At 70.9% G+C, this 17,279-nt stretch carries 19 protein-coding genes; 9 read left to right on the forward strand and 10 right to left on the reverse strand.

Annotated features, from left to right (window positions below; translation table 11 throughout):
- Positions 1-71 precede the first annotated feature (71 nt).
- The 4 genes from ABLE68_RS19765 to ABLE68_RS19780 are packed head-to-tail and all read right to left on the reverse strand — an operon-like array spanning position 72 to position 3,780.
- Positions 72-1,220: an acetyl-CoA C-acetyltransferase gene (locus ABLE68_RS19765; RefSeq protein WP_348873644.1), complete on the reverse strand. Its 1,149-nt coding sequence runs from the start codon at positions 1,218-1,220 to the stop codon at positions 72-74.
- On the reverse strand, positions 1,213-1,806 hold the full coding sequence (locus ABLE68_RS19770) for a TetR/AcrR family transcriptional regulator (protein ID WP_348873645.1): 594 nt from the start codon (positions 1,804-1,806) through the stop codon (positions 1,213-1,215). The genes ABLE68_RS19765 and ABLE68_RS19770 overlap by 8 nt, the downstream gene beginning before the upstream one ends.
- Positions 1,799-2,602 carry an SDR family oxidoreductase gene (locus tag ABLE68_RS19775; protein WP_348873646.1) on the reverse strand — a complete coding sequence of 268 codons (804 nt, stop codon included), beginning with the start codon at positions 2,600-2,602 and terminating at the stop codon, positions 1,799-1,801. Before ABLE68_RS19775 ends, ABLE68_RS19770 begins: the two co-directional genes overlap by 8 nt.
- Positions 2,599-3,780 carry an acyl-CoA dehydrogenase family protein gene (locus ABLE68_RS19780; RefSeq protein WP_348873647.1) on the reverse strand — a complete coding sequence of 394 codons (1,182 nt, stop codon included), beginning with the start codon at positions 3,778-3,780 and terminating at the stop codon, positions 2,599-2,601. The genes ABLE68_RS19775 and ABLE68_RS19780 overlap by 4 nt, the downstream gene beginning before the upstream one ends.
- Before the next feature lie 46 nt (positions 3,781-3,826).
- Between ABLE68_RS19780 and ABLE68_RS19785 the strand changes: the two genes are divergently transcribed.
- The 9 genes from ABLE68_RS19785 (at position 3,827) to ABLE68_RS19825 (ending at position 10,859) form a co-directional block, all read left to right on the forward strand.
- On the forward strand, positions 3,827-5,305 hold the full coding sequence (locus ABLE68_RS19785) for a FadD3 family acyl-CoA ligase (RefSeq protein WP_348873648.1): 1,479 nt from the start codon (positions 3,827-3,829) through the stop codon (positions 5,303-5,305).
- A gap of 125 nt (positions 5,306-5,430) precedes the next feature.
- Positions 5,431-6,579: an acyl-CoA dehydrogenase family protein gene (locus ABLE68_RS19790; protein ID WP_348873649.1), complete on the forward strand. Its 1,149-nt coding sequence runs from the start codon at positions 5,431-5,433 to the stop codon at positions 6,577-6,579.
- Positions 6,576-7,394, forward strand: coding sequence for an acyl-CoA dehydrogenase family protein (locus ABLE68_RS19795; RefSeq protein ID WP_348873650.1), 819 nt, complete (start codon positions 6,576-6,578; stop codon positions 7,392-7,394). The genes ABLE68_RS19790 and ABLE68_RS19795 overlap by 4 nt, the downstream gene beginning before the upstream one ends.
- Positions 7,394-8,347, forward strand: a complete 954-nt coding sequence (locus tag ABLE68_RS19800; protein ID WP_348873651.1) for an acyl-CoA dehydrogenase family protein — start codon at positions 7,394-7,396, stop codon at positions 8,345-8,347. Before ABLE68_RS19795 ends, ABLE68_RS19800 begins: the two co-directional genes overlap by 1 nt.
- Before the next feature lie 4 nt (positions 8,348-8,351).
- Positions 8,352-8,759 (forward strand): DUF4440 domain-containing protein, encoded by a 408-nt coding sequence (locus ABLE68_RS19805; RefSeq protein ID WP_348873652.1) that lies wholly within the window; start codon positions 8,352-8,354, stop codon positions 8,757-8,759.
- 26 nt (positions 8,760-8,785) lie between these two features.
- The gene (locus ABLE68_RS19810; RefSeq protein ID WP_348873653.1) at positions 8,786-9,175 is read left to right on the forward strand and encodes a cupin domain-containing protein; all 390 of its coding nucleotides are present in this window, start codon (positions 8,786-8,788) and stop codon (positions 9,173-9,175) included.
- Between the two features lie 141 nt (positions 9,176-9,316).
- Positions 9,317-9,472 carry a hypothetical protein gene (locus ABLE68_RS19815; protein ID WP_348873654.1) on the forward strand — a complete coding sequence of 52 codons (156 nt, stop codon included), beginning with the start codon at positions 9,317-9,319 and terminating at the stop codon, positions 9,470-9,472.
- A 42-nt stretch (positions 9,473-9,514) separates the two neighbouring features.
- Positions 9,515-9,664, forward strand: coding sequence for a hypothetical protein (locus ABLE68_RS19820; RefSeq protein ID WP_348873655.1), 150 nt, complete (start codon positions 9,515-9,517; stop codon positions 9,662-9,664).
- Between the two features lie 55 nt (positions 9,665-9,719).
- On the forward strand, positions 9,720-10,859 hold the full coding sequence (locus ABLE68_RS19825) for an NAD(P)/FAD-dependent oxidoreductase (RefSeq protein WP_348873656.1): 1,140 nt from the start codon (positions 9,720-9,722) through the stop codon (positions 10,857-10,859).
- Here ABLE68_RS19825 and ABLE68_RS19830 read toward each other — a convergent pair.
- The 6 genes from ABLE68_RS19830 to ABLE68_RS19855 all read right to left on the reverse strand — a co-directional run bounded on the left by ABLE68_RS19830 (position 10,856) and on the right by ABLE68_RS19855 (position 17,227).
- A complete protein-coding gene (locus ABLE68_RS19830; RefSeq protein WP_348873657.1) occupies positions 10,856-11,500 on the reverse strand; it encodes a flavin reductase family protein in 645 nt (214 codons plus the stop codon). The genes ABLE68_RS19825 and ABLE68_RS19830 overlap by 4 nt on opposite strands.
- Before the next feature lie 13 nt (positions 11,501-11,513).
- On the reverse strand, positions 11,514-12,416 hold the full coding sequence (hsaC, locus tag ABLE68_RS19835) for an iron-dependent extradiol dioxygenase HsaC (protein ID WP_348873658.1): 903 nt from the start codon (positions 12,414-12,416) through the stop codon (positions 11,514-11,516).
- Complete coding sequence (hsaD, locus tag ABLE68_RS19840; protein WP_348873659.1) at positions 12,416-13,297, reverse strand: 4,5:9,10-diseco-3-hydroxy-5,9,17-trioxoandrosta-1(10),2-diene-4-oate hydrolase; 882 nt, start codon at positions 13,295-13,297, stop codon at positions 12,416-12,418. Before hsaD ends, hsaC begins: the two co-directional genes overlap by 1 nt.
- A 1-nt stretch (position 13,298) precedes the next feature.
- Positions 13,299-14,465, reverse strand: coding sequence for a 3-hydroxy-9,10-secoandrosta-1,3,5(10)-triene-9,17-dione monooxygenase oxygenase subunit (gene hsaA, locus ABLE68_RS19845; protein ID WP_348873660.1), 1,167 nt, complete (start codon positions 14,463-14,465; stop codon positions 13,299-13,301).
- An 87-nt stretch (positions 14,466-14,552) separates the two neighbouring features.
- Entirely contained in the window at positions 14,553-16,052 is a 1,500-nt protein-coding gene (locus ABLE68_RS19850; protein WP_348873661.1) for an FAD-binding oxidoreductase, read from the reverse strand.
- A 62-nt stretch (positions 16,053-16,114) separates the two neighbouring features.
- The gene (locus ABLE68_RS19855) at positions 16,115-17,227 is read right to left on the reverse strand and encodes an FUSC family protein (protein WP_348873662.1); all 1,113 of its coding nucleotides are present in this window, start codon (positions 17,225-17,227) and stop codon (positions 16,115-16,117) included.
- Positions 17,228-17,279 lie beyond the last annotated feature (52 nt).

The following is a 17,279-nucleotide window of genomic DNA, read 5'->3' on the forward strand; positions in this document are numbered from 1 at the left end:
GCCTGCTCACCGCCGCCGGGGCATCCGGAGCTGCCGCGATCCGCGATCCGCGCGCCGGGCGCAGGAAGCCGTCAGAGCCGCTCGATGATCGTCACGTTGGCCTGGCCGCCGCCCTCGCACATGGTCTGCAGGCCGTAGCGGCCACCGGTGCGCTCGAGCTCGTTGAGCAGCGTGGTCATCAGGCGGGTGCCGGTGGCGCCGATCGGGTGGCCGAGGGCGATGCCGCCGCCGTTGACGTTGACCTTCTCGTGCGGGGCGCCGGTCTCCTTCATCCACGCGAGCACGACCGGCGCGAAGGCCTCGTTGCACTCGAAGAGGTCGATGTCGTCGATCGACAGGCCCGTCTTCTCCAGGGCGTGGGCGGTCGCCCGGATCGGTCCGGTCAGCATCCAGACCGGGTCGTCGCCGCGCACCGACAGGTGGTGGATGCGGGCCCGGGGCGTCAGGTCGTGGTCGCGTACGGCGGTCTCGGAGGCGATGAGCATCGCGGTCGACGCGTCGCAGATCTGCGAGGCGACGGCGGCGGTGATCCGACCACCAGGCGCGAGCGGCTCGAGGCCGGCCATCTTCTCCAGCGAGGTCTCGCGCGGGCACTGGTCGGTGTCGAAGTCCCCCACCGGCTCGATCTCGTTGGTGAACCGGCCCTCGGCGATCGCTGCACGGGCGCGGTCGTGGGAGGCGAGGGCGAAGGCCTCGAGCTCCTCGCGGGACAGGTCCCATTTTTCGGCGATCATCTCGGCCGAGCGGAACTGGCTGACCTCCTGGTCGCCGTACCTCGCCTGCCAGCCGGGCGACTCGGCGAAGGGCGTGGAGAAGCCGTACTGCTGGCCGACGATCATCGCGGCGGAGATCGGGATCGCGCTCATGTTCTGCACGCCACCCGCGACCACGAGGTCCTGCGTCCCGGAGAGTACGCCCTGGGCGGCGAAGTGCACCGCCTGCTGGGACGAGCCGCACTGACGGTCGATCGTCACGCCCGGCACGTGGTCGGGAAGACCGGCCACCAGCCACGCCGTACGAGCGACGTCACCGGCCTGCGAGCCGATCGTGTCGCAGCAGCCGAGGATCACGTCGTCGACGGCACCCGGGTCGACACCGGTGCGGCGCATCAGCGCGGAGATCGTGTGGGCGGCGAGGTCGGCGGAGTGCATCGTCGCCAGCGCTCCCCCGCGCTTGCCGACCGGCGTCCGCACGGCATCGACGATGTAGGCCTCAGGCATGGTTGATTCCTTCCAGGAGGATCGACAGGTACTGCCGCGCGATCTCGGTGTGCGTACGGCGACCGCCGGGGCGGTACCAGGACACCGCGACCCACACGGTGTCGCGGATGAAGCGGTAGGTGAGCTCGAGGTCGAGGTCCTTGCGCAGCACGCCGGCGTCGATGCCGTTCTGCAGCAGCGTCAACCAGACCTCACGGGACTGCTGGTTGCGGTCGGCGAGGTAGGAGAACCGGTCGAACGTCAGCAGGTAGGCCGCCTCGTTCTGGAAGATCGCCACCTCGTCGCGGTGCTTGTCGATCGCCTCGAAGGAGACCAGGACCGCCTGCTCCAGCTGCGCCAACGGTGGTGCGTCACTGGCGAGGATCTCGTCGTACTGGCCGAAGAGCTCCTCCTGGAAGGTCCGGAGGATCTCGTCGACCATGGACTCCTTGGAGTCGAAGTGGTGGTAGAGACTGCCCGACAGGATGCCCGCGGAGTCGGCGATGTCGCGCACCGTCGTGTTCTTGAAGCCCTTCTCGGCGAAGAGCCCGGCGGCGATCTCCAGGAGCTCGTCCCTGCGGGTGGCCTGCGGAGCCGACTCAGGCATGTTGGCTGCTCACCGAGACCACCTCGCCGGTGAGGTACGACGAGTAGCCGCTCGCCAGGAAGACCATCACGTTGGCGACCTCCCACGGCTCCGCCGCGCGGCCGAACGCCTCGCGCTGCTTGAGCTCGTGCAGCAGCTCGTCGGAGGTCACCTTGGCGAGGAACGGGTGCATCGCCAGGCTGGGCGACACCGCGTTCACGCGGATGCCGTGCGGCGCCAGGTCGAGCGCGGCACACCGCGTCAGCGCCATCACGCCGGCCTTGGCCGCCGCGTAGTGGGCCTGACCCTCCTGAGCGCGCCAGCCGATCACCGAGGCGTTGTTGACGATCACGCCCTGCTTGCCGGAGGCCACGAACCGCTGTCCGGCAGCACGCACGCACCGGAAGGTGCCGTTGAGGGTGATGTCGAGGACCTTGAGCCACTGCTCGTCGGTCATCTCCAGGATGCTGGCGGTGCCGCCCAGACCCGCGTTGTTGATCATGATGTCGACGCCACCGAGCTCGTCGGCCGCGTCGAGCAGCGCGGCCACCTGGGCCTCGTCGGTGACGTCGCAGACCAGCTGGCGCACCCGGTCGGCGCCGAACTCGGCGGCCAGCGCCTCCTCGGCCTCGGCCAGCCGGCGGGCGTGGGTGTCGCTGAAGACCACCGCCTTCGCGCCCTCCTCCAGCGCCCGCCGTACGACGGCCGCACCGATGCCCGCGCCGGCAGCCGCGGTCACCACGACGACCTTCCCGGCCAGCAGGTCGTGGCCCGGGACGTAGTCGGGGGTGGGCTGCTCGGGACGAGTGGCCGTCATTGCGTGGCTCCCTTGGGTTCGCGGGGCAGGCCGAGCACGCGCTCGGCCAGGATGTTGCGCTGCACCTCGTCGCTGCCGCCGTAGATCGTGTCGGCACGCGAGAAGAGGAAGAGCCGCTGCCACTGGTCGAGGTCGTACGACGAACCGGGCCGTGCGGTCAGCCCGGCCGGACCGGCGATGTCCATCGCCACCTCGCCGAGCCGCTTGTGCCAGTTGGCCCACACCAGCTTGAAGACCGAGGCCGCACCAGGCTCGTCGGTCGACAGCCCGCGCAGCGCCTGGAAGCGCATCACCTCGAGCTCGACCTTCAGGCTCGCGAGCCGGTCGCGGAGGACGGCGTCGTCGATCGCGCCGTTCTCCTTGGCCAGCGCGACGACCCCGTCGAGCTCGCGCGCGAAGCCGACCACCTGCGCGAGGACCGAGACACCGCGCTCGAAGCCGAGCAGCGCCATCGCGACGCCCCAGCCCTTGCCGGGCTCCCCGACCACGAGGTCGGCATCGGTGCGGGCGCCGGTGAAGAAGACCTCGTTGAACTCCGAGCCGCCGGTCAGCTGCTCGATCGGCCGGACCTCGACGCCGTCCTGGTCGAGCGGGACCAGGAGGAAGGACAGGCCGTGGTGGCGCTCGGAACCGGGCTCGGAGCGGCAGACCACGAACGCCCACTGGCTGAAGTGGGCGTTGGAGGTCCACACTTTCTGCCCGTCGACGACCCAGGAGTCGCCGTCGAGACGGGCCTTCGTCTGCACGTTGGCCAGGTCGGAGCCGGCTCCGGGCTCGGAGTAGCCCTGCGCCCACAGCTCCTCGACCGCCACGATCTTGGGCAGGAAGCGCTGCTTCTGCTCCTCGGTGCCGAACGCCATCAGGGTCGGACCGAGCAGCTCCTCGCCGAGGTGGTTGACGCGCACCGGCGCGTCGGCGCGGGCGTACTCCTCGTGGAAGATCACCTGCTGGATCAGGCTCAGCCCCCGTCCGCCGTACTCGGTCGGCCAGCCGACGCAGGTCCAGCCGTGCTCCGCCAGCAGGCGGTTCCAGGCGACCCGCTCGTCGTGGGCCTCGTGGTCGCGGCCGGCGCCGCCGAGGCCGCGCAGCTCGGCCCACTCGCCGCTCAGGTGCTCCTCGAGCCAGCCCCGCACCTCGGCGCGGAAGGCCTGGTCCTCGTCGGAGTAGGTCAGGTCCACAGGTGATACCCTACCAAGCAATTGCTTGGTTGGCTCAGGAGGTTCGGTGACAGGCACGATCCCGGCCGCGCTCGGCGACGCGGCGGACCGGTTCGGTGAGCACCCGGCGTACGTCCAGGACGGCGAGTCCGTCTCGTTCCTCGAGCTGCTGCGCCGCGTACGACGAGCAGCCCGCGGCTACGTCGCGCTGGGCCTCCAGCCGGGTGACCGCGTGTGCGTCTGGGCGCCCAACAGCATCGGCTGGGTGGTCTCCGCACTCGCCGTGTCGTACGCCGGCGGCGTGCTCGTCCCGGTCAACTCGCGCTACACGGGCCACGAGGTCGCCGACATCGTCGACCGCACCAGCGCCCGGATCGTCGTGGTCGAGGACGGCTTCCTCGGCCGCACCCAGATCGCCGACCTGCGCGCAGCCAGCGACCTCGCCTCGGTGCTGGCCGTCATCGAGCTCGCGGACCTGCCCGACCTCGACCTGGGCTCGGTGACCACGGCCGAGATCGACCGGATCGCGGAGTCGGTCTCCCCCGACGACGTCGCCGACATCCTCTTCACGTCCGGCACCACCGGACGCGCCAAGGGCGCCATGTCGGCCCACCGCCAGACCATCGGCGTCGCCCGGGCGTGGGGCGAGCTCGGCGGGGTCAACGGCCAGGACCGCTACCTCGTCATCAACCCGTTCTTCCACTCCTTCGGCTACAAGGTCGGCATCGTCACGGGTCTGCTGACCGGTGCGACGCTCTACCCCCTCACGACGTTCGACCTCGACGAGACGATGCGGATCATCGAGACCGAGCGGATCTCCGTGCTGCCCGGTGCGCCCACGATCTACCAGTCCCTGCTGACCGCCCCGGGCCGGGCCGAGCGCGACCTGTCGTCGCTGCGGCTCGCGGTGACCGGGGCGGCGGTCGTCCCCGTCGTGCTCATCGAGCGGATGCGCGACGAGCTGGCGATCGACCAGGTCGTGACCGCCTTCGGCATGACCGAGGCGGTCGTCGTGACGATGTGCCGCCAGGGCGACTCGGCCGAGACCGTCGCCACCACCTGCGGACGCGCCATCCCCGGCATGGAGACGGCGATCGGCGACGACGGCGAGCTGCTGGTCCGCGGCGACTACGTGATGCTGGGCTACCTCGACGACCCCGAGGCGACCGCCGAGGCGATCGACGCCGACGGGTGGCTGCACACAGGCGACATCGGCACGCTCGACGACCACGGCAACCTGGCCATCACCGACCGGCTCAAGGACATGTACATCTCCGGCGGCTTCAACGTGTATCCGGCCGAGGTCGAGCAGGCACTGGCCCGGATGGAGGGCGTCGCCGACGTCGCGGTCGTCGGGGTGCCCGACGAGCGGATGGGTGAGGTCGGCAAGGCGTACGTCGTGGGCACGGTGTCCCCCGACGACGTGATCGCCTTCGCCAAGGAGCGCCTCGCGAACTTCAAGGTGCCGCGCCACGTCGAGCTCGTCGACGCGCTGCCGCGCAACCTCTCCGGCAAGGTCCTCAAGACGGAGCTCCGCAATGGCTGAGCGCCCCTGTCGGCTTTCCGGGGTTTCGAGACAGGCGCTAGCGCGCCTTCCTCAACCACCGGTGGTTGAGGAGGTTGCGAGCAACCTAACTCGTTACCCCCGCACCCGAAAGGAAGCCTGAACCCGTGGATCTCACCCTCTCTGAGTCCGAGCTGGCCTTCCAGGCCGAGGCGCGGGAGTGGCTCGCGGCCCACGTGCCCGCCGAGCCGCTGCCCTCGATGGACACCGCCGACGGCTTCGTCGCCCACCAGGAGTGGGAGAGGAAGCTCTCCGACGCCCGGTGGTCCGTGGTGTCCTGGCCGACGGCGTACTCCGGTCGCGAGGCCTCGCTCGTCGAGTGGGTGGTCTTCGAGGAGGAGTACTACCGCGCCGGTGCACCGGGGCGCGTCTCGCAGAACGGCATCTTCCTGCTCGCGCCGATCATCTTCGACCACGGCACCCCGGAGCAGCAGGACCGCTTCCTGCCGACGATGGCGACCGGTGAGCGGATCTGGGCGCAGTGCTGGTCCGAGCCTGAGGCCGGGTCCGACCTGGCGTCGCTGCGCTCGACCGCCGCGCGTGACGACGAGCGCGGCGGCTGGGTGCTCAACGGCCAGAAGACGTGGTCGTCACGGGCGTCGTTCGCCCACTGGGGCTTCGGGCTCTTCCGCTCCGACCCCGAGGCCGCCCGGCACAACGGGCTGACCTACTTCCTCTTCCCGCTGGACGCCGACGGCATCACGGTCCGCCCGATCGCGCAGCTTGACGGCGAGGCGGGGTTCGCGGAGATCTTCTTCGAGGACGTCTTCGTCCCCGACGCGGACGTGCTCGGCGCACCCGGCGACGGCTGGCGGGTCGCGATGAGCACGGCCGGCAACGAACGCGGTCTGTCGCTGCGCTCCCCCGGTCGGTTCTGCGCGGCCGCGGACCGGCTCGTCGACCTCTACCGAGAGCGGCCCGATCCGGCGTTCTCCGACGGCGTCGTCGACGCGTGGGTCAAGGCGCAGGCCTACCGGCTCTACACCTGGGGCACCGTCACCCGGCTCGCCGCGGGCGGCGACATGGGTGCCGCCGGCTCGGTCAACAAGGTCTTCTGGTCCGAGCTCGACATCGCGATGCACGAGACCGCGCTCGACCTGCTCGGGCCCGAGGCCGAGGTCGAGTCGACCTGGCTCGACGGCTACACGTTCTCGCTGTCCGGGCCGATCTACGCCGGCACGAACGAGATCCAGCGCAACATCGTGGCCGAGCGGATCCTCGGCCTCCCGCGCGAGCCGAAGGGGGCGGGCAAGTGAGGTTCGAGCTCGACAGCGACCAGAAGGACTTCGCCGCCGCGCTGGAGTCCCTGCTCGCCGGCACCGACACCGTCGCCGCCGCCCGCGCCTGGGCCGACGGCGACCACGACCCCGGCCTCGCACTGTGGTCCCGGCTCGCCGAGCTCGGCGTGACCGGGCTGGCTGACGAGCCGGTCTTCCTCGCGATCGCGTTCGAGCGGCTCGGCTACCACGCCGTCCCCGGGCCGTACGTCGAGTCCATCGCCTACCTGGCCCGGGACGAGGGCATCGGCACGGTCGCCCTCCCACCGCACGTGCCGTACGCGCTCGACGCCGACGTCACCGACGTCCCGCACGGGCCGATGCGCCTGTCGGTGGACCGGACCCGGCGACTGTTCGAGGTCGACGCACCGGACCAGGTCGACGAGACCGCCTTCGACCGTGCCGTCCTGGCCACGTCCGCCCAGCTGCTCGGCTGCGGCGAGCGGGTCCTGGCCGACGCGGTCACCTACGTGAAGCAGCGCAAGCAGTTCGGTCGCGAGATCGGCTCCTACCAGGCGATCAAGCATGCGCTGGCCGACGTACGGATCGCGCTCGACTTCGCCCGCCCGCTGGTCCTCGGCGCGGCGCTCGGCGAGGTCCCGCCCTCCGCAGCGAAGATCGCCGCCGGCGACGCGGCCTACCTCGCCTCCCGCACCGGCCTCCAGGTGCACGGCGCGATCGGCTACACCCAGGAGTTCGACCTGAGCCTGTGGATCACCAAGATCCGCGCGCTCGTGACCGCCTGGGGCACCCCGGCGTACCACCGCTCGCGTGTCCTGGAAGGACTGCTCTGATGGAGTTCGCGCTCACCGAGGAGCAGCAGGAGCTCGTCGCAACGGTCCGGTCGCTGCTGGCCAAGCGCGCCGACCCTCGCGTCGAGACCTACGACGAGGCCCTCTGGCAGACGCTCTGCGAGCAGATCGGTGTGGCGGCGCTCGGCATCCCGGAGGAGTACGACGGAGCCGGGTTCTCGCTCTTCGAGTCACTGATCGCCCTCGAGGAGGTCGGTCGCTCGCTCGCGCCGTCTCCCCTGCTGTCGTCGCTGGTCACCTCCGAGGCGCTGCTCGCCGGAGCCGACGAGGACGCCAGGCAGCGGCTGCTCCCCCGCATCGCGATGGGCGAGGTCGCCACCTTCACCGAGACCGGCGTCGACGTCCTCGACGGCGACCTGGCCGCCGTGGTCGTCCTGGCGACCGACGACGGGCTCGTCGAGGTCGAGGGCGCCGAGGCGACGTGGACGCCGTCGATGGACCAGACGATCCGCCTCGCCACGATCACCGGCGGCACCCGCACGAGGATCGGCGACGCCGCCGCCGCGAGCGAGCGCGCCCGGCTGGTCGGCGCGGTCGGGTGCGCCGCCCTCGCCGTCGGCTGTGCCCAGCGGGCACTCGACATGACGGTGGCGTACACGCAGGAACGCGTCCAGTTCGGCCGGCCGATCGGCTCCTTCCAGGCGCTCAAGCACCGGATGGCCGACATGCTGGTCCTGGTGGAGATGTCGCGCTCCGCGTCCTGGGCGGCGTCGTACGCCGTCGCGACCCACGCCGACAACGCCGACCTGCTGGCCCACGCCGCGAAGTCCTACTGCTCCGAGGCGCTCGCCCACGTCGCGAGCGAGACCGTCCAGCTGCACGGCGGTATCGCGATCACCTGGGAGCACGACGCCCACCTGGTCTTCAAGCGCGCCCACGCGCTGGGGCAGCTCTTCGGGGCTCCCCACGAGCACCGGGCGCTCGTGACACTCTGACGCCATGACCGACGACCACGCAGACATCGAAGCGGTCGTGGCCACGTTCTTCGCGGCCTTCACCTCCGGGCCGGACCTCGACGCACGCCTCGACCAGCTGCGGACCGTCCTGCTCCCGGAGGCCGTCGTCACCCGCACGTGCGGGCAGCCGGCGACGTACGACGTGGAGGGCTTCATCGAGCCGCGCCGGGAGCTGCTCAGCAGCGAGCGGCTGACCGACTTCCGCGAGTGGGAGGTCGAGGGCACGACGCAGGTGTGGGGCGACGTCGCCCAGCGCTGGAGCCGCTACGCCAAGGCGTGGGTCGAGTCCGGCACCGCCGCCACGGGGAGCGGCACGAAGTCGATCCAGCTGGTCCGCACCGACGACGGATGGCGGATCAGCGCCGTCGCGTGGGACGACGAGCGTCCCTGACCCGTCGGCCGTGACACCCTGAGGCCATGAGCGGTCTCGAGCTCCCCCGTCCTGTCCGTGTCCTCGGCCCGGCCGACCTGGTCGCGGCCGATCCCACCCCCGGGATGAACCGGGAGCGCGCCTTCGAGCTCCCGCTGCTCTGGGCCGGCCAGGTCGAGACCGCGCCGGGAGCGATCTCAGGGTGGCACCACCACGACCTCAACGAGTCGAGCCTGTACGTCGTGCGCGGCATCCTGCGCTTCGAGTTCGAGGGCCACGAGGGCTACCTCGATGCCGGGCCGGGTGACTTCGTGCACGTGCCGTCCTACACCGTCCACCGCGAGATCAACCCCACGGACGAGCCGTCGCTCGCCGTCATCGCCCGCGTGGGCGGCGGGATCCCCACCGTCAACGTGGATCGCCCGGAGTCCCTGTAGCGACGGAATCCGCTCAACGGAAGGGCTGTGGACGACTCGTGGACGTGTCGTGCACGTCCCGTTACCCATCGCTCTGGACCTGTCCGACCAATTCCCGGCGAGACCTCGCCAGTCACATGCGTCACACCTACCGTGGAGCTCATGATCACCAACGTGTTCAGCACCCTCGATCTCGACGCCCCCGCCGACCTCGGTGACGACCGCGAGTCCTGGTCGCCACGCTCGGTCGCCAACCCCGCACGCACCACCTGGACCGGCTACGCCAAGAACGACGCCGACCGCCTCCCCGCCAGCTGATCTCCGGCCTGTCTCCAGCGTGGAGGCAGCCTTGCGATGGTCTTGAGGTTTCCCAGAAGTACGCGCGGCAGAGTTCTGCTCATCAGCCGCAAGACCTACGGATCGGAGCCGACCATGACCGCCAAGACCGCCGCCCAGAAGCCCGTCACCGCCGCCCTCGTCGCCAACCCGCGCCGTACCAAGGTCGCCTGATCCCGCTCGTCTGAACCACCCCCGCGCAGCCCGCGGAACCGCTAGGTTCCGCACCATGCGCGTACTGATCCTCGGCGCCGGCTTCGGCGGCCTGGAGCTGGCCAGCACCCTCTGCACCGGACTCGGATCCGGCTCCGAGGTGGTGCTGGTCGACAAGGCCGAGGGGTTCGTCTTCGGCTTCTCGAAGCTCGACGTGATGTTCGGCCGCACCACCGCCGACCACGTCCTCCACCGCTACGTCGACCTCGCCCCGCCCGGCCTGCAGTTCGTCCAGGCCGAGGTCCTCTCCATCGACCCGGTCGCGAAGCGGGTCGTGACCGACGCCGGCACGTACGACGGCGACGTGCTCGTCGTGGCGCTCGGCGCCGACCTCCACCCCGCTGCGACTCCCGGGCTGGTCGAGCACGGCCACGAGTTCTACACGGTCGCCGGAGCCTTCGCGCTGCGTGACGTGCTCGCCGGCTTCGACGGTGGACGGATCGTCGTGGCGGTCACCTCGACCCCGTTCAAGTGCCCGCCCGCTCCCAGCGAGACCGCGCTGCTGGTCCACGACCTGCTGTCACGACGCGACCTGCTCGACCGCTCGTCGGTCTCCCTGGTGATGCCGCTCGGCGTGCCGATCCCGCCGTCACCGTCTGCCTCCGCCGCCCTGCTCGCGGAGTTCGAGGAGCGCGGCATCGCCTGGCGTCCCGGCACGCTCGTGCGCTCGCTCGAGCAGGGACGGGCACTGCTGAGCGACGACACCGAGCTGCCGTTCGACCTCTTCCTCGGCGTGCCCACCCACCGCGCTCCTGCCGTCGTGGTCGACGCCGGCCTGACCGAGGACGGCTGGATCCCGGTCGACCCGCTAACCCTGCGCACCCGTTTCGACGACGTGTACGCCGTCGGCGACGTGACCAGCGTCGGCACGCCCAAGGCGGGCGTGTTCGCGGAGGGCCAGGCGAGCGTCGTCGCCGCCCAGCTGCTGGCCCGCGACCGCGGGGAGACCACCTCCACGACGTACGACGGGCGCGGGATCTGCTACCTCGAGTTCGGCGAGGACCAGGTCGCCAAGGTGGACGTGACCTTCCTCAGCGGCCAGGCGCCGGCGGGCGAGCTGGTGGGTCCGTCGACCGACCTGGTCGCGGACAAGACCGCGTTCGGGGCCGAGCGGGTCGCGCGGTGGTTCGGGCGGGACTGGACGCCGGTCCGCTAGCGGGCGTCGGTGGTGCGGTACTTCCCCTGGAAGAACAGCAGCGGGTCGACGGTGCCGTCGTCGATGCCCAGGTCGAGGACGCGACCGATCACGACGTAGTGGTCTCCGGCCTCGTGGACCTGGTGGATCGTGCAGTCGACGTGGGCGAGGGACCCCTCGAGGATCGGCGAGCCGGTGGCCTGCGACGGCGTCCACTTCACGTCGCCGAACTTGTCGGTGCCCCGGCTGGCCATCGTGTTGGACAGCTCGGCCTGGTCGGCGGCGAGGAAGTTGACGCAGAACTTGCCGGAGCGCTGGATCAGCGGCCACGAGCGCGAGCTCTTGGCCGGGATGAAGAGCACCAGCGGCGGCTCGAGCGAGACGCTGGAGAACGACTGGCAGGTCATGCCGACCGGCTCGTCGTTGCTGGTCGTCGTCACGACGGTGACGCCGGAGGCGAAGCGACCGAGGACGTCGCGGAAGCGCCGCGCCGCCGCGACCGCCTCGGGGTCGTCGGGGACGGCGACGTCCTCCCCGGGGCGGAACTCGAAGTCGACGTCCTGGTCGCCGAGCCAGGAGTTGATCAGCTCGGGGCTGGGCCAGGTCTCGCGCGCGTCCGGGCTCATGCCCTCCGGGATGTCACTGCCGTTGCCCGAGCTCATGCCCCGCAGTCTTTCACTGGCCGCCGGCGCCGAAGTTGTGGCCCCAGTAGGACACCGCCGTCGACTCGCGGGCGACCCACCGGTCGTCCTCGACGGTGAGGCCGTCGGTGCCGAACTCGATGTCGAAGCCGCCCGGCGACTTCACGTAGAACGAGATCATCTCGTCGTTCATGTGCCGACCGAGCGTCGCCGACAGCGGCGCCTTGTGCTTGCGCACGCGCTCCAGCGCCCGACCGACGTGGTCGAGCTCGTCGACCTCGAGCATGATGTGGACGCACTTCGACGGGTTGGGCATCGGCAGGAACGCCAACGAGTGGTGCCGCGGGTTGACCCCGAGGAACCGCAGCCAGACCTTGGAGCCCGGCTCCTTGCCGACGAACTCGCCCGGCATGCTCATCGAGTCACGCAGCCGGAAGCCGAGCACGTCGGTGTAGAACCGCAGCGCCTCCACGTCGTCGAGGACCGGCAGCACGATGTGGCCCATGCCCTGGTCGCCGGTCACGAAGGTGGCGGCGTACGGCGTGACGACGGGTCGCGACTCGTAGGTGATGCCGTGGAAGAGCTCGAACACGTTGTCCCAGGGGTCGCTGAACCGCACCAGCTCCTGGACCCGGCGCTCGTCCAGCTCCTCCCGGGTGCCCTCCTCGAACTCCACGCCGGCCTTGGCGAGGTGCTCGCGAGCCTCCTGCAGCGCCCGGTGGTCGGCGAGCTCCCAGCCGACGCACGCGAGCTGGTCGACGTCACCGGGCTCGACCACGAGCCGGGCGGAGACCTGGTCGATCCGCCAGTACTGGTGGGCCGGGTTCGGTCCCCGGCCCTCGGCCAGGCCGAGCACCTTGCCGGCGAAGAGCTTCCACTGGTCGAGGTCGGTGCTGGTCACACGGACGTAGCCCATGGACTTAATGTCGATGGTCATCAGGCACTCCTCTCGACGTGGCGAGCGAGGAACGACGTGGAGATCTCGGCGAACTCCTCGGCTGCCTCGATCTGGGCCCAGTGCCCGCAGTTGGGGAAGACATGCAGCTGAGCCTTGGGGATCAGCTTGAGCGCGACCATGGCGCCGTCGAGCGGGTTGACCCGGTCCTCCCGGCCCCAGGTGAGCAGCGTGTGCTTGCGGAGCTGGTGGGCCTCACGCCAGAGCATGCCGTCCTCGGCGGTCTCGGGGTTCCAGAACGACATCCCCATCGACCGCATCGCGTCCTGGGCGCCCGGCGCCGTCGCGTCGGCGAACCGCTCCGCCACGAGCTCGTCGGTGACCAGCTTCTGGTTGACGACCATGCAGGAGATGAAGGCCCGCAGCCGCTCGGGCGTCGGGTCGGCACCGAAGTCCATCAGGCGCTGCACGCCCTCGGTCGGGTCGGCGTGGAAGAGGTTGAGCGACAGGCCGCCCGGGCCCATCAGGATCAGCCTCCCGACGCGGTCGGGGTAGGTGAGCGCCAGGCGCATCGCCGTACCCCCGCCGAGGCTGTTGCCGAGCAGGTGGATGCGGTCGATGCCGAGCTCGTCGAGCAGCTTGACGACGTAGTCGGCCGAGTGGCGGTAGTAGTTGCCCACCACCGGCGGCTTGTCGGACGCGCCGAAGCCCGGCTGGTCGACGAGCAGGGTGCGGAACGTCGAGGCGAAGTGCGGCAGCGCGCTCCCGAAGTTGGACCACGCCGACGCGCCCGGTCCGCCGCCGTGCAGCATCACCAGCGGCAGTCCCCCGCCGACCTCGGTCGGCTCCCCGGCCTCGTAGTAGTTGAGGGTGAGGTCACCGGCCTTGCCCGACCGCTGGACGGACTCCTTGCTGATGCTCAACTCAGTACATCCCCGGGTCGACCTTGTGCCCGAACTCGTGCGCGCCGAACATCTGCAGCGCCCGCTCGGGGTCGTTGGCCGCGTGGACGCGCCCCGCGTGGGCGTCGCGCCAGGCGCGCTGGAGGTAGGTGCCCTGGGCGAGCGCCCGGCCACCGGAGGCCTCGAAGAGCGAGTCGATCGCGTCGATCGCCCGCTGCGAGCCGAGCACCTGGTCACGGCGGACCTTGAGCCGGGTCTTGAGCGGGATCTTCTCGCCCTTGGCGACGTAGGCCTGCTCCTCGCGGATGTTGTTGACCAGCAGCGCCCACGCGGCGTCGATCTCCGACGACGCCTTGGCGATCCGGACCGCGGAGAACGGGTCGAGCGACGCCTTCTCACCGAGGTAGGCCGCACGCGTGCGCTTCTGCTGCATCTCGACGTGCTCGTCGTAGGCGCCCATCGCCATGCCGATGATCGGCGTGGTGATGGTGCCGGTGAAGATCGAGTGGAAGGGCAGCTTGTAGAGGTCGGAGGGGTTCTGCTCCTGGCCCGGGCCGAAGCAGCGGCCGGTGTCGCCCATCGACAGGGTGAACGCGTCGGGCACGAAGACGTCCTCGACGACGATGTCGTTGGAGCCGGTCCCGGACAGCCCGACCATGTGCCACACGTCGTTGATCGTGTAGTTCTCGCGGGGCACCATGAACGTCTTGAAGTCGACGACCTGGCCCTCGTCGTTGAAGACGAGCCCACCGAGCAGCACCCAGCTGCAGTGGTCGCAACCGGACGAGAAGCTCCACTTGCCGGACAGGATGTAGCCGCCGTCGGTGAGCTGGGCCTTGCCGGTCGGCGCGTACGACGAGCTCAACCGGGTCGTGGTGTCTTCTCCCCACACGGCCTGCTGCGCCTCGTCGGAGAAGAGCGCGACCTGCCAGGGGTGCACGCCGACCACGCTGGACACCCAGCCGGTCGAGCCGCACGCGCCGGCGATGTCGCGCACCGCGGTGTAGAAGTCGACGGGGTCGGACTCGAAGCCGTCGAAGCGCTTCGGCTGCAGCAGCCGGAAGAATCCGACCTCCTCCAGCTCCTTGATCGAGGCCTCGGGGACGACGCGAAGACGCTCGGCCTCGTCGGCCCGCTCCCGGATGGAGGGAAGCAGGTCACGAACGCCGTCGAGAACAGCCTGGGACATCGAGATCTCCTGTCGTGGTGGGACAGGATCGATACTAGAACACGTTCTCGTTTTGGTCGAGATCCGGGGTGTTACGAGCGTGAGTCGTCAGAAGTCCTGCGGCTGCGTGAAGAACCCGTCCGGGTCGTACGCCGAGCGCACCTGTGCCAGCCGGTCGGCGTTGTCACCGAAGTAGGCCGTCCGGTAGTCCGCGATCGTCGCGTCGGAGTAGTTGACGTAGGCGTGGTTGCCCCAGTGCGGGAGCATCGCGGCCCGGAACCCGCGCACGTAGGCGTCAGCGGCCCTCGGGGTGCCGGGCGGGAAGGTGGCGGTGTACTGCACGGTGGCCAGCGCCGTGCGGTGCACGAAGGCGGTGTCGCCCGGCCCCAGGTCGCGGACCTTGCCGCCGAGCGCGTCGATCGAGACACCGGCCTCCTTCAGCCCGGAGGCCTGCGCCGCCTGGACCTGGTCGACCAGGTCCGCGATGCCGGCGGCGGTGAGGGCGTCGTACGCCACGTGCGAGGTCGCGGCGAACGCCTCGCGGCCCCCGGCTCCGGCGTACGCCTGCATCGCCTCGAGGTAGGCGCGGACGTGGTCCGAGCGCACGCTCGGCGCCGGCACGTGGTCGAGCAGTCCGGCGAGCTGGGCGTCGAGGGCCCCGGTCGGGCCGGTCCAGGTGCCCGAGAGGAGCAGGATCGGGGAGCCTGCGTGCTCCGCTCCCCCGAGCGCCTTGAGCGTCGACCACAGACGTGCGTCGGCGGTCGGCGCCCAGTCGAACCACGCAGCGATCACGTCCGCTGCCGCCGACAACGGCCACTGCAGGTAGACCGAGCTGATCGTCGGCGCGGCCGTCGTCTCGAACTCGAAGGAGGTCACGACGCCGAGGTGTCCCCCACCGCCGCCACGCAGCGCCCAGGAGAGGTCGGGCTCGTCGTCGGCACTCGCGGTGCGCAGCGTGCCGTCGGCCGTGACCACCCGCATCGAGCGGACGGCGTCGCAGGTCAGCCCCATCGCCCGGGTGAGCACCCCGACGCCGCCGCCGAGCGTCAGCCCCGAGATCCCGACGGTGGGACAGGACCCGCCCGCGATCGCCCGTCCCCGCCCGCCGATCTCCTCGTAGACGTGCGCGAGCGCGGCACCGGCGCCGACGGTCGCGGTCGCGCCGCTGACCTGGACCCGGTCCAGCGGTCGGCAGTCGATCACCAGCGCACGCGGACTGCCGCCGCCGGACCACCCCGGATAGCTGTGGCCGCCCGACCGGATCGCGATCGGAAGGTCGTGGTCGCGGGCGAACGACAGCCCGGTCGCCACGTCCTGCTCCGAGCCGACCGACAGCACCGCGAGCGGCCGCTCCCCGTCGTACCGCGGGTTCTGGAGGAGCCGGACCTGGTCGTACGCCGGATCACCGGGCCGGGCGAGCGTGCCCTGCACCGACCGGCGGAGCTGGGGCCACGGGACCCTCCCGCTCGGCGACGGGGACGTCGACGGGCTGGGCGAGGGTGTGGGTCCGGGTGTCGAGGCCGAGGTGTCGCTCCCGGTCGACGTGCAGGCCGACAGCGCGCCGAGTGCTCCCGCCCCGAGGACGGCTCGCCGGGTCCAGGTCGCCACGACCGACACGGTACGCACCATTCCCTGACGTGGTGACCGTGATCAGCACGCTGCTCCACGGGTCACTCCGGCGTGGATCGGCGCAGCGTGGCCAGAGGCAACGGGGGCTGACCCATCGGGTTGGCGGCGGCCACCTCGTCCATCGCGTCGAGCGTGTTGCGCAGGTTGATGACGAGGGCGCCGTGCACCGGCCACTGCGACGAGGCGGGGTCGGCGGTCCCGAGGTCGTCGACCAGGGAGCCGAGCCGCTCGCGCGCGGAGCGGATCGCGTCCGGGTCGGCGTCGTCGATCGCACGGCCGGCATCGACGACCAGCTGCGGCCAGCGTTCGCGGAACTCCGGGTGCCACAGGTCGTGGCTGCTGGCGTGGTAGCCGAGCGTCCGAGCCATGCTGCGCGTCTCGGCGACCGCCTGCTCCATCCGCCGGAGCAGTGCGCTCCACTGCTGAGGATCGCGCAGCTCGCGGGCCGGACGACGGGGGTTCAGCCGACCGCTCTCCTGCGCCTGGCGCACCAACGCCCAGGCATGGTCGAGGTCGCCGTCGATGGACCGGCTGCGGTCGACCCAGACGGCGACGTCGTCCGCGCCGTACCCGTCGACCACGGTGGCACCCATGTCACCGAGCAGTGCTCCGATGCTGTCGTCGATGCGGTTCATCGCCGCGATCGCCGTACGCCGGCGCAGGGGTGGCCAGACGGCCGCGTTGACCGCCAGGCCGACGACGATGCCGATCGCCGTGTCGCCCAGCCGGTCGAGCAGCACCGAGTCGTCGCTCGAGAAGCCGGTCGTCAGCACCACCATCGCGGTCGCCGCGACCGTGATCGACTCCTCGCCGAACCACCGGAGCGCGCCCAGCGCCAGCCCGAGCGTGAGCACCACCGCCACGGAGATGGTGTCCAGGCCGAACGTGTTGCCGACGGCCCAGGCGAGCAGCACGCCCGCGACGGCTGCGGTCACCTGGCGCAGGCCGCGGGAGAAGGTCCGGTAGACCGTCGCGTGCACGACGAGCAGCGCCGCCCAGGGCGCAAGGAACGACTGCGACAGGTTGAACACCTCGGTCGCGACCACCCAGGCGAGCACCGCTGCCAGCACCGTCTTGACCAGCTGGGTGACGGCGTTCCAGAACACCGGGTCTGCGAGCCGGGCGCGCAGGGCATCGGTCGCAGGCGGTGTCATCCCGCGACGCTACGCCGTGCTGTCGCGCTGCCTGCTTTCCGCAGCTCCTCCT

The organism is Nocardioides pollutisoli, from assembly GCF_040045055.1.
GTDB lineage: Bacteria > Actinomycetota > Actinomycetes > Propionibacteriales > Nocardioidaceae > Nocardioides > Nocardioides tweenelious.

Bases quoted from the DNA above. Each gene is read 5' to 3' on its own strand.
- ABLE68_RS19765 (WP_348873644.1), bottom strand. From the start codon at position 1,220: ATGCCTGAGGCCTACATCGTCGATGCCGTGCGGACGCCGGTCGGCAAG.
- ABLE68_RS19770 (WP_348873645.1), bottom strand. From the start codon at position 1,806: ATGCCTGAGTCGGCTCCGCAGGCCACCCGCAGGGACGAGCTCCTGGAG.
- ABLE68_RS19775 (WP_348873646.1), bottom strand. From the start codon at position 2,602: ATGACGGCCACTCGTCCCGAGCAGCCCACCCCCGACTACGTCCCGGGC.
- ABLE68_RS19800 (WP_348873651.1), top strand. From the start codon at position 7,394: ATGGAGTTCGCGCTCACCGAGGAGCAGCAGGAGCTCGTCGCAACGGTC.
- ABLE68_RS19805 (WP_348873652.1), top strand. From the start codon at position 8,352: ATGACCGACGACCACGCAGACATCGAAGCGGTCGTGGCCACGTTCTTC.
- ABLE68_RS19810 (WP_348873653.1), top strand. From the start codon at position 8,786: ATGAGCGGTCTCGAGCTCCCCCGTCCTGTCCGTGTCCTCGGCCCGGCC.
- ABLE68_RS19815 (WP_348873654.1), top strand. From the start codon at position 9,317: ATGATCACCAACGTGTTCAGCACCCTCGATCTCGACGCCCCCGCCGAC.
- ABLE68_RS19825 (WP_348873656.1), top strand. From the start codon at position 9,720: ATGCGCGTACTGATCCTCGGCGCCGGCTTCGGCGGCCTGGAGCTGGCC.
- ABLE68_RS19830 (WP_348873657.1), bottom strand. From the start codon at position 11,500: ATGAGCTCGGGCAACGGCAGTGACATCCCGGAGGGCATGAGCCCGGAC.
- hsaC (WP_348873658.1), bottom strand. From the start codon at position 12,416: ATGACCATCGACATTAAGTCCATGGGCTACGTCCGTGTGACCAGCACC.
- hsaA (WP_348873660.1), bottom strand. From the start codon at position 14,465: ATGTCCCAGGCTGTTCTCGACGGCGTTCGTGACCTGCTTCCCTCCATC.
- ABLE68_RS19855 (WP_348873662.1), bottom strand. From the start codon at position 17,227: ATGACACCGCCTGCGACCGATGCCCTGCGCGCCCGGCTCGCAGACCCG.